The 9,845-nt window shown below is 72.3% G+C and carries 7 protein-coding genes; 3 read left to right on the top strand and 4 right to left on the bottom strand.

Features of this window, described 5'->3' with window-relative positions; genetic code table 11:
- A partial coding sequence (locus G9H71_RS19275; RefSeq protein WP_231135120.1) for an FIMAH domain-containing protein occupies nucleotides 1–906 on the top strand: 906 nt, incomplete at its 5' end.
- A gap of 246 nt (nucleotides 907–1,152) precedes the next feature.
- Nucleotides 1,153–2,307, top strand: coding sequence for an SGNH/GDSL hydrolase family protein (locus G9H71_RS19270; RefSeq protein ID WP_166284414.1), 1,155 nt, complete (start codon nucleotides 1,153–1,155; stop codon nucleotides 2,305–2,307).
- 78 nt (nucleotides 2,308–2,385) lie between these two features.
- On the opposite strand, the gene G9H71_RS19265 is transcribed toward G9H71_RS19270, so the two are convergent.
- The 3 genes from G9H71_RS19265 to G9H71_RS19255 form a co-directional block, all read right to left on the bottom strand.
- Nucleotides 2,386–2,781: a VOC family protein gene (locus tag G9H71_RS19265; protein ID WP_407939779.1), complete on the bottom strand. Its 396-nt coding sequence runs from the start codon at nucleotides 2,779–2,781 to the stop codon at nucleotides 2,386–2,388.
- Nucleotides 2,782–2,887: 106 nt separating this feature from the next.
- A complete protein-coding gene (locus G9H71_RS19260) occupies nucleotides 2,888–6,403 on the bottom strand; it encodes an amidase family protein (RefSeq protein ID WP_166284412.1) in 3,516 nt (1,171 codons plus the stop codon).
- Nucleotides 6,404–6,509: 106 nt separating this feature from the next.
- Complete coding sequence (locus G9H71_RS19255) at nucleotides 6,510–7,001, bottom strand: universal stress protein (protein ID WP_166284411.1); 492 nt, start codon at nucleotides 6,999–7,001, stop codon at nucleotides 6,510–6,512.
- Between the two features lie 156 nt (nucleotides 7,002–7,157).
- Here G9H71_RS19255 and G9H71_RS19250 point away from each other — a divergent pair, with 156 nt between their 5' ends.
- Entirely contained in the window at nucleotides 7,158–9,023 is a 1,866-nt protein-coding gene (locus G9H71_RS19250; RefSeq protein ID WP_166284410.1) for a glycoside hydrolase family 2 protein, read from the top strand.
- Between the two features lie 24 nt (nucleotides 9,024–9,047).
- On the opposite strand, the gene G9H71_RS19245 is transcribed toward G9H71_RS19250, so the two are convergent.
- Nucleotides 9,048–9,671: a response regulator transcription factor gene (locus G9H71_RS19245; protein ID WP_166284409.1), complete on the bottom strand. Its 624-nt coding sequence runs from the start codon at nucleotides 9,669–9,671 to the stop codon at nucleotides 9,048–9,050.
- Nucleotides 9,672–9,845 lie beyond the last annotated feature (174 nt).

The raw sequence follows: 9,845 nt of genomic DNA, 5'->3' as shown, positions 1-9,845 counted from the left end.
GCGCTCCCCTACATCGGCACGGCGAACGACTTCCCGGGCACGACGGTCGCCGCCATCCAGGCCGGCGCCGCGGCCTTCGCCGCCGCCCAGGTCAAGGCCGCGACCTACGGCCTGCGCATCTACCAGCACAACCACGCCAACGAGTTCATGTTCACCGACGACGCTCCGAACCGTCGTCGCTACGAGGTCTTCATCGAGGCCGTCCAGGCGAACGGCGGCTGGGCGGCGGGCGCCTTCCTCGAGATGGACATCCTCTGGGCCTACGGGGGCGCGCGGAAGTACGCCGTGCCCGGCGGCGCCAACAACCGGGGGCTCCCGCTCGCGAACGGCGGCTTCGGCTTCGACCCGGCGGACTGGGTGGCGGCGAACCCGCAGCGCTACACCCTGTTCCACGTCAAGGACGGCCAGCCGTTCAGCAACCCCGCGCAGGGCAACTCGTTCGCCGACGTCGAGTACGGCCTCGGGACCATCCCGTTCCGCGCCTTCTTCGACAAGGTCGGGGCTCGCGCCGAGCACCACCCGCTGTGGGAGCAGGACAGCGCCCCGAGTACCCCCGCAGCGGCCGGCGGGTCGTTCGGCGCCGCTGATCGCAGCTACCGCAACATGTTCGCCGACCGCACGCTCACGTGGCTCGACGAGCTGCGCGACCAGGTCAACGGCCTCGTCATGGCCGGGCGGCTCAAGGCCTCGGTGGCCGAGGACCTGCAGGGCCGGCTCGCCAACGCGATCAAGCGCTACGAGGGTGGCCACGAGGAGTCCGCGATGGGCTACCTCGGCCAGTTCATCGCGAAGGTGAACAACCAGGTGCGGGGCAACGACGCGGCGAAGATGCTGCTGCTCGCCAACGCGCAGATCATCATGTCCTGGCTGCAGGAGTCCGAGGACCGGGAGAACGGCGTCAGCTGACCCTCCCCTTCTCCGCACGCGGCGCCCGGCTCTCACGAGCCGGGCGCTGTTGCGTTCCCGGCCCTTGCGCAGCAGGGCATCTCACGGCCGAGGGCGGGCGTACCGGCCACCAGCACCCGCGGCACCGGGGTGCTGTCCCCACCACCGACTGGCAGGGCAGCTGCGTGGGCGCGGCACTGCGATCCGACGAGAGTTCTCCGCATCACCCCGGCATGGTGCCGAGGCAAAGACCGAGGAGAGCTTCCGATGACCGTCAAGCCCGCGACCACCTCGCTCAGCTTCGTCCGCCGGCTGCGCCCCGGCCTCACTCTCGGCCTCGTCGCCGCGACGTTCGCTTCCGCCCTCGTCACGACCGGCGTCGCGCTGCCGGACGCCGCAGAGGCCGCGAAGTGCCGCCCCGAGCAGTGCGGCGAGTACGAGCCCCCGCCGCCCGCGCCGCCGAAGCCCGTCCGCCCCGGTGGCGTCACGCCGCTCATCGTGCAGATGGGCGACTCGTACGCCTCGGGCGAGGGCGCGCCGGACGCCAACGGCCAGTACCTCGGCAGCCAGGACTGCCACCGCTCCAACCGGGCCGGCTTCACCGTGGCCGGCAACCGGCTCAAGGCCAACAACCCCTACCAGGGCACGATCGACGTACGCAGCTTCGCGTGCTCCGGTGCGGTCATCGTCGGCGGCACGCAGCCGGACCGCAGCGAGCGCGACGGCGGCATCCTCAGCCCCCAGAAGGGCCGGCTGCCGCAGATCGACCAGGTCAACGCCTCGGTCGGCACCCGCCGCATCGACACGCTGGTCATCTCCGGCGGCGGCAACGACATGAGCTTCAGCGACATCGCCCTCGACTGCACCAACGTCATGCCGTGGAACGCCGACTGCTCCCGCCCCGGCAGCGAGGCCAACCGGCTGCTCGCGATGAACGCGCCGCTCCTGGACGACAAGTACGACATGCTCATCGAGGCGGTGCAGGGGCGGCCCGACGGGACCGGCCGCCGGCTGGACGCGCCGGTCGGCCGGGTGCTCCTCACCGCGTACCCCGACGTCATGACGAGCGACAGCGGCGCCGGCTGCCACAACACGCCGTGGGGTGACCCGCTGAGCGGCTTCCAGAGCGTGGAGAGCAACTGGGCGCGGGCGAACGTCCTCAACTTCATCAACGACCAGATGTACGCCGCCGCGGCCCGGGCGAACGCGCGGCCGGGGGTGCACCCCTACTGGGAGGTCGTGCCCGCCCCGGACTTCGTGCGCCACGGCTTCTGCGCCTCGTCCAGCACCCGCTGGGTGAACACCGCCGCTGACAGCTTCGGCCTGCAGTGGGACGAGAAGGGCGCGCTGCACCCGAACGCGGCCGGGCAGGCGCAGTGGGGCAGCCGGATCTACGACCACCTGAAGTACATCAACTACTGACCAGCGAGCCGCACGAGCGCCGGCCGTCGTCCCCCGGGACGGCGGCCGGAGGCGCGACCGCCCGGGCCCGCGCGGCGATCACGCCTCCGGCTCGTCGCTGAACAGCGTCAGCTGCAGCCCGGCGGGCGCCTCGAGCCGCGCGTTCAGCGAACCCCATGGCGTACGCGTCGGCGCGGCGAGCACCTCGGCGCCCGCCGTCGCAGCCCGGTCGGCGGCGACGGCGGCGTCGTCCACCTCGAGCGCAACCCGGATGTGCCCCGCGACCCGACGGCCCACCTCCACCCGGTCGATGTGCTCGGCCTGGCGCCCGTCGAAGAGCTCGAGCCGCGCCCGGCCCACGTCGAGCAGGGTCGCCCGGCCCTCGGCCGAGCTGTAGTCAGCCACCACGGGCAGCCCGAGCGCGTCGCGGTAGAACGCGAGCGCCCCGTCGTAGTCGTCGGCCGTCACCACGAGGCGCAGCTCGCTCACGTGCACTCTCTGACCTCCGCATCGCACCCCGGACACCACAGGGACAGGCCCCGCCCCGAACCCTAGAGAGTCCGGAGCGGGGCCTGTGGTCATTCGCCCGACAGGGTCGGGGCTACTTGTTCAGCCCCCACGTCGCCTCGTACGCCTCGCGCGTCGTGAGGTAGGCGAGCCGTGCACTGGCCTCGTTGACCAGCATGTCGCGCACGGCCAGGTCGCGGGCGTCGCCCTTGACCTGGTTCTTGACCTTGTCCACGAAGGACTGCAGGTAGCCGATCGTGCGGACCTCGCTGCCCGCGTAGTTCTGCTCAACGGCCTTGTCCAGCGCGGCGCCGATGTTGGCCGTGGTCTTGTCGCTGACCGTGCCGTCGGCGTTGAAGCGCTCGACCATGGACTCGAGCTCGAACAGCGAGATCAGCGGGTCGCCGGGGTTGCACAGCTCCGCCGTGAAGAACGTGCTGCCGGGGACGCAGCGCCACATCGACGGGTTGGTCCAGCTGGGCGCCTGCCGCACGTTCGTGGCCTGCTCGAAGGCGTAGCCGGCGGCGAGCAGCTTCGCCTCGCTGTAGGCGGTGCCGATGAACGTCACGCCGATGGGGTTGCGGCCCGCGCTGCCCGTGCCGTAGCCCGCCGGGACGGTCAGCGCCGGGTAGCCGGCGCGGTCGGCCGTACCGATGAGGCTGTTGCCGGCCGGGACGAGGACGACGTCGAAGTCGTCGCTCGGGTCGTTCGGCGTGCCGTTGTTGAGGATCGTGTCGATCACGGCCTTGCTGGACGCCAGGCCGGCCGCCTTCTCCGCCTCGTAGGTCGAGCCCGTCGCCGGGTCGGCCAGGTCGACGCCCTGCGCGGCCGTCAGCTCGCCCTGCTGGTACTTCAGGCCCTCGACCGGGTTCGCGGTGTTGTAGGCCAGGATCTCGGCGAGCGACTTGGCGCCGGTGCCCGCGGTGTCCGCGAGATAGGCGTTGAGGTCGCGCTTGAACTCGCGGGTGACGATGCTCGCCGGGTTGGGGCTCGGCGTGCTCGCGGTCTTCGTCACGGTCGTCGCACCGAGACCCTGCAGCGCCGTGACGGCGGACGGGAACGGCGCGGCGGTGCTGTTCACGACCGCGACCCGCTTGCCGGCCAGCGCCGTTGACGTGAGGCCGGAGACGTAGTCGGGCACCGCCGGGGCGCCCGTCGTCGCCGTGTCGGCGGCGTCCACGCCGGCGATGGCCTGCAGCGAGACCGCCGCGTCGTAGACCGTGCGGGTGATCGGTCCCGGCGAGTCCTGGGTCTTGGCGACCGGCAGGACGCCGTCGCGGCTGACCCGGCCGACGGTCGGCTTGAGCCCGACGACGCCCGCGGCGTTGGCCGGCGCGAGGAGCTGGGCGGTGTCGGTCGAGGTCTCCAGGCCGACGGTCAGCGCAGCCAGCCCGGCGGCGGTCGCCGCCGCCGAGCCCGCCGAGGAGCCGGCCGGGGTCTTGTCGGTGTCGGACGGCAGGAGCACCTGGCCGCCGAGGGAGGAGTAGCCCTCCGGCAGGTTGGCGTCGAAGAGCCCGTTGAGCTCGGTGACGTTGGTCTTGCCGAGGATGATCGCGCCCGCCGCCTTCAGCTTGGCCACGATCGCGGAGTCGTTCTTGGGCGTGCTGCCCTGCAGGGCGACGGACCCGCCGGTGGTGGGCAGCCCGGTGGCGTCGATCGTGTCGTCCAGCAGCACGGGGATGCCGTGCAGCGGGCCGCGCGCGCCCTTCGCGGAGCGCTCGCTGTCGAGGGCTTTCGCCTCGGCGAGGGCCGCGGTGTTGAGCGAGCGGACGGCCTGCACCGCGGGCCCGGCGGCGTTCGCGTAGGCGATGCGGGCGAGGTACGCCTTGGTCAGCGTCTCCGCCGACAGCGTGCCGGCGGCCATCCGGGCCTGCAGGCTCTTGACCGACTCGGTCTCGAGGGAGAAGCCGAGATCAGGCATCGCATATCCGGTGAGCGTCATCGCGTCGGTGTAGTCGGGGTTGCAGCTGCCCCGGCCCGCGAACGGCTGCGTCGTGGCGGTGTCCGCGCAGCGGTACATGCTCGGGTTGACCTGCGAGACGCCCTGGGCGAGCTTCGTCGCCTGCTCGATGACGTACGCGACGCCGATCAGGTTGCGCTCGCTCATGTTGTTGCCGTGGATCGAGACCGCCTGGGCGCGACGGGCCGTGGCCGAGTAGCCCATGGGGATCGTGATCTGCGGCGTGCCGGCGGTGGGGCCGCTGGGGACGGAGCCGATGATCGCGAGCACGTCGTCGCTCGGGTCGTCCGGCGTACCGCCGTTGATCATCGTGTCCATGGCCTTCCACTGCGCTGCGCGCCGGATGGGCATCGCCTCGCGGTAGGCCGTCTCGTTCGGGCCGCCCGGCGCCGTCTCGGCCGCCAGCGCGTTCACGTGGTTCTGGTTGCCGAACTTCAGCGCCTGGTGCTCGTTGGCCTGGTTGTCGGCGACCTCCTCGGCGAGGCTCTTGATCGGAGCGTCCGGCCCGAGGTTCTTGTAGTACTCGTCGATCGCCTTGTGCTGCTGGTAGGCGCTCGGGATGGCGGGGACAGTGCCCACGGCGACCATGGGGCGCTCGACCATGATGGCGCCGGCCGCGACCAGCGCGTCGTACGCCAGCTTCGCCGGTGTGCCGGCGGCGAACGTGCCGTTGTAGCCGATCTTCTTGCCGCGCACGAAGTTCAGGTCGAGCGCGGACATGTAGTCCGGGACGACCTCGGGGGCGCGCTGGATGGACTGCTGCCAGTTCGGGCCGAAGACCGCGGCGTAGCCGGCCTCGTTCTTCGCGTCGCGGCCGGCCATCGACTGCAGGTTCATCGCGGCGTTCGCGACCGTGCGGTCCATGGGGCCGGCAGTGTCCTGCGAGGAGGAGATCGGGCCGATGCCGTACGCCGGCACCAGGCCGACGGTCGGGCGGATGCCGACCAGGCCCTGCGTGCTGGACGGGCTGATGATCGAGCCCGAGGTCTCGGTGCCCACGACGAGCATCGACAGCGCCGCGGCGCCGGCGGCCCCGCTGCCCGAGGACGAGCCGCTCGGGTTCTGGTCGGCGTCGACGGCGTTGATGACCTGGCCGGTGAGGTTGGAGAAGCCGGAGGGCTGGCTGCCGAAGCTGTTCGCGAACTCGGAAAGCCCGAGCTTGCCGAGGATGATCACACCACTGGCCTTGAGCTTCTTCGCGATGCCCGAGTCGTCGGCCGGGTAGGAGTGGCGCAACGAGTAGTTGCCGTTCGACGTGTACATCCCCTTCACGTCGATGAGGTCCTTCACGAGGACCGGCAGGCCGTGGGCGGGACCGCGCACGATGCCGGCGGCGCGCTCGGCGTCGGCCTTCGCCGCGTCCTTGAGCGCGTTCTCGTTGAGCTGGGTGACGGCGTTGAGGCCGGGGCCACGCTTGTTGAGCGCCTCGATGCGGTCGATGTAGGCCTGGACGAGCTGGACCGAGGTCAGCTGGCCGGCGGCCATCATCCGCTCGGCGGTGACGCCGTCGAGCGTCTCCAGGTCGAGGACGGGGGCGGCCGCCGTCGCGGCGACGGCGGTACTGGTCGTTGCGGCGGTGGAGATCGGGACCGCGAGCGCGGCCGTGACGGACAGCGCCGTCAGAAGTGAGCGGACGACGGGTTTGGGCACAACGGCTCCTCAGCAAGGGCGGGAAAGCGGCCCGATCGTGCCGAGGTGCTGTTTCAGTCTGATGAAGCCGTTGCTTCCGGTCGATGAAAGCAATGGCGGAGGTGCTTCAGGCCACCAGCAGCCGGCCGTGCTGTCGGCGCATGAGCAGCCGGGGCACGCTCGGGGCGAGCAGGTGCACCAGGCGGCGGCGCAGCGTGCGACGGGGACAGCCGACGACGAGCACGGCCGCCCGGGTCTGCTCGGCGAGCCGGTCCAGCGCAGCGCCGACCGGCCCGGTCAGCACGACGAACCGCCACGGCACGTCCTCGAGGTCGAACAGCGCCGCCAGCTGGCTCTCGATGGCGCGGACCTGCAGGTCCTCGGCCTCCTGCAGCACGAACCCCGCGCCCACCAGGCCGGCGAACGCATGGACCGGCGAGGGCGTCGGCACGTGTGCGGCGACGACGGTGCCGCCGAGCTCGCGGGCCGCTCCGGCCGCCGCGAGCGCCGCGCATCTGGAGGACCGGCTGCCGTCGACCCCCACGACCACCACGGGCCCGCGCGGCCCGTCGTCCCATGCACTGCGGTCGTCGCTGCGGCTCTGCAGCCAGTCGCTCATGCGAACCTCCTCGAGGGGTGTCCCACCCTCGCCTCGAGGCTATGCACGCGCACGCCGGCGGCGCCTGCTGTGACGGGATCGTGACCTCTGGCTCGCACGCGGCGGTGACCGGCGCTGGGGAGGTTCACGCCCGCGCCCGAGGGGCACCCCCTGCGGATGCCCATCCATCCCCGTCCCCGGCTCACCCGCGACGACTGGGTCGACCTCTGCGGCGACTGGGCCTTCGCCTACGACGACGCCGGCACCGGCGTCGAGCAGGGCTGGCCCGAGCGCGCCGAGCCCTTCGACCGGACGATCCGCGTCCCGTTCCCGCCCGAGTCCCCGGCCAGCGGCATCGGCGACCCTGGCTTCCACCCCGTCGTGTGGTACCGCCGGGCCTTCTCCCGGAGCCTCGCCCCCGGGAACCGGCTCCTGCTGCACTTCGGCGCGGTGGACTACCGGGCCTCGGTCTGGGTCAACGGGCACCTCGTCGCGACCCACGAGGGCGGGCACACCCCGTTCAGCGCCGACGTGACCCCGGTGCTCGTCGACGGCGAGCAGCAGCACGTCGTCGTGCGCGCCGAGGACCGACCGCTCGACCTGCAGCAGCCGCGCGGCAAGCAGGACTGGCAGCCGGAGCCACACGCGATCTGGTACGCCCGCACGACCGGGATCTGGCAGCCGGTCTGGCTCGAAGAGGTCCCCGCGACCCGGGTCGAGCGGGTGGCGTGGGTCCCCGACGTGGACCGGTCGACGCTCCAGCTGAGCGTCCGCGTCTGCCGTCAGGACGACCGGCCCTTGCGGCTGCGCGTGCGGCTGGCCCTGCACGGGGAGCTGCTGTCCGACGACGAGTACGCCGTGCTCGGCGACGAGGTCGACCGCACGATCACCCTCCCGCAGGCCGGGATGACGCTCGGACGCCACGAGATGCTGTGGGGCCCGGAGCACCCGAACCTGATCGACGCCGAGCTCCACCTCAGCGACGCCGACGGGGTCATCGACCGCGTCGGCAGCTACACCGCGATGCGCACGGTCCGGGCCGGCGACGGGAGGTTCCTGCTCAACGGCCAGCCCTACTTCCTGCGCCTGGTGCTGGCGCAGGGCTACTGGCCGGAGTCGCACCTGGCCGCCCCGAGCGAGGAGGCGATGCGCCGCGAGGTCGAGCTGGTCAAGAGCCTCGGCTTCAACGGCATCCGCCTGCACCAGAAGATCGAAGATCCCAGATTCCTGTACTGGTGTGACCGAATGGGCCTTCTGGTGTGGGCGGAGATGCCATCCGCCTACGAGTTCTCCCGACGCTCGGTCGAGCGTGTCACGGCCGAGTGGATGGAGGTCCTCGAGCGTGACTGCAGCGCGCCCTGCGTCATCGCCTGGGTGCCCGTCAACGAGAGCTGGGGCGTCCCGTCGCTGCGGGAGTCCGCCCAGCAACGCGACTTCGTCCGCGCGCTCTACCACCTGACCAAGAGCCTCGACCCGACGCGGCCGGTCATCGGCAACGACGGGTGGGAGCAGGTGGTCTCGGACATCATCACGGTCCACGACTACAGCTCGCAGGGCGGTGCGCTGCGCGACCGCTACGGCGACCGTGGCGCGGTCGAGAACACGCTGCAGTACACCCAGCCGGGCTACCGCTCCGTGCTGCTGCCCGGTGCGAGCCGGGGGGACGAGCCGGTGATGGTCACCGAGTTCGGCGGCATCACCTACGACGTGGGCGGCGAGGTGGAGGCGTGGCGCGGCTACGGCGCCGTGACGCAGCCGGAGCAGCTCGCGGCGCGCTACGAGGAGCTCGTCAGCGCCCTGCTGGACAGCCCGGCGCTCACGGGATTCTGCTACACCCAGCTGACGGACACGGTGCAGGAGAAGAACGGCCTGCTGACCGAGGCGCGGAAGCCGAAGATCGCCCCGGAGCGGCTGTGCGCGATCAACCGGCGTACGTCGGCCAGCGTTCCCGCGGACGCCATCGGCGCCTTCGAGTTCGGCGACTACCCCGCGGCGCCGGAGCAGCGCGTCGACCAGCAGGCCTGGACGGGGGACGCCGGCTGACGCGGGCGGCCGCGGCCGCTGCCGTCAGATCAAGCCCTGCCGCATCGCGTACGCCACCGCGTGCGGCCGGTTGCGCAGCTGCAGCCGGGTGGTCACCTCGTGCAGCACGTTCTTGATCGTGCGCTCGGAGTAGGACAGCTCGCGCGCGATCTCCGCGGTGTCCAGGCCCTCGGCGACCAGCCGCAGCACCTCGATCTCGCGGCCGGCCAGGCCGGTCGGGGCGAGCCCGCGCGTCGGGCGTACGTGCCGGTGCAGCCTGGCCATTGAGTCCACCACGCGCCCCAGCAGGTCCGGCGGGACCGTCCGCTCGCCGGCCGCGGCGTGCACGACCGCCGTGACCAGCCGCTCGGGCGTCGCCTCGTGGCGGCGTACCACGCCGATGGCCCCGGTCTCCAGCGCGGGCACCAGGTCCAGGTGCCCGAGCACGCCGGCCACGAGGACGACGCGTGCCCGCCCGCGCTCCCGCGCCTCGCGGACCAGCCGCCGGGCCTGGTCGTCGACGCGGTCCGCCACCACCACGGCGACCTGCGCCGCGTCGGCGTCCGCCCGGGAGACCAGGCGGCAGCGCAGGCTCTCCCCCAGCTGCCGGGCGACCCCCGCCTCGGAGATCGGGTCCCCGGCCAGCACGTACACCGGAATGCGGTCCATACGTCCCCCTCGTCGCCGCCTGGCCGCTCGGCACGGCCGTGCACCAGGAAGGACGCCGAAGGGCCCCGCGGTGATGCCCTTCCGGGTCAAGCCGTGCGGATCAGCCGGCCGCGGCGTCCCGCGCGAGGTAGCCCTGCAGCAGCGCACCGTCGACCAGCAGCCCCTCGGTGTAGA

The organism is Motilibacter deserti (assembly GCF_011250635.1).
GTDB lineage: Bacteria > Actinomycetota > Actinomycetes > Motilibacterales > Motilibacteraceae > Motilibacter_A > Motilibacter_A deserti.
The sequence above is the reverse complement of the archived record's forward strand: the minus strand, read 5'-3'. Positions and strand labels throughout refer to the sequence as shown.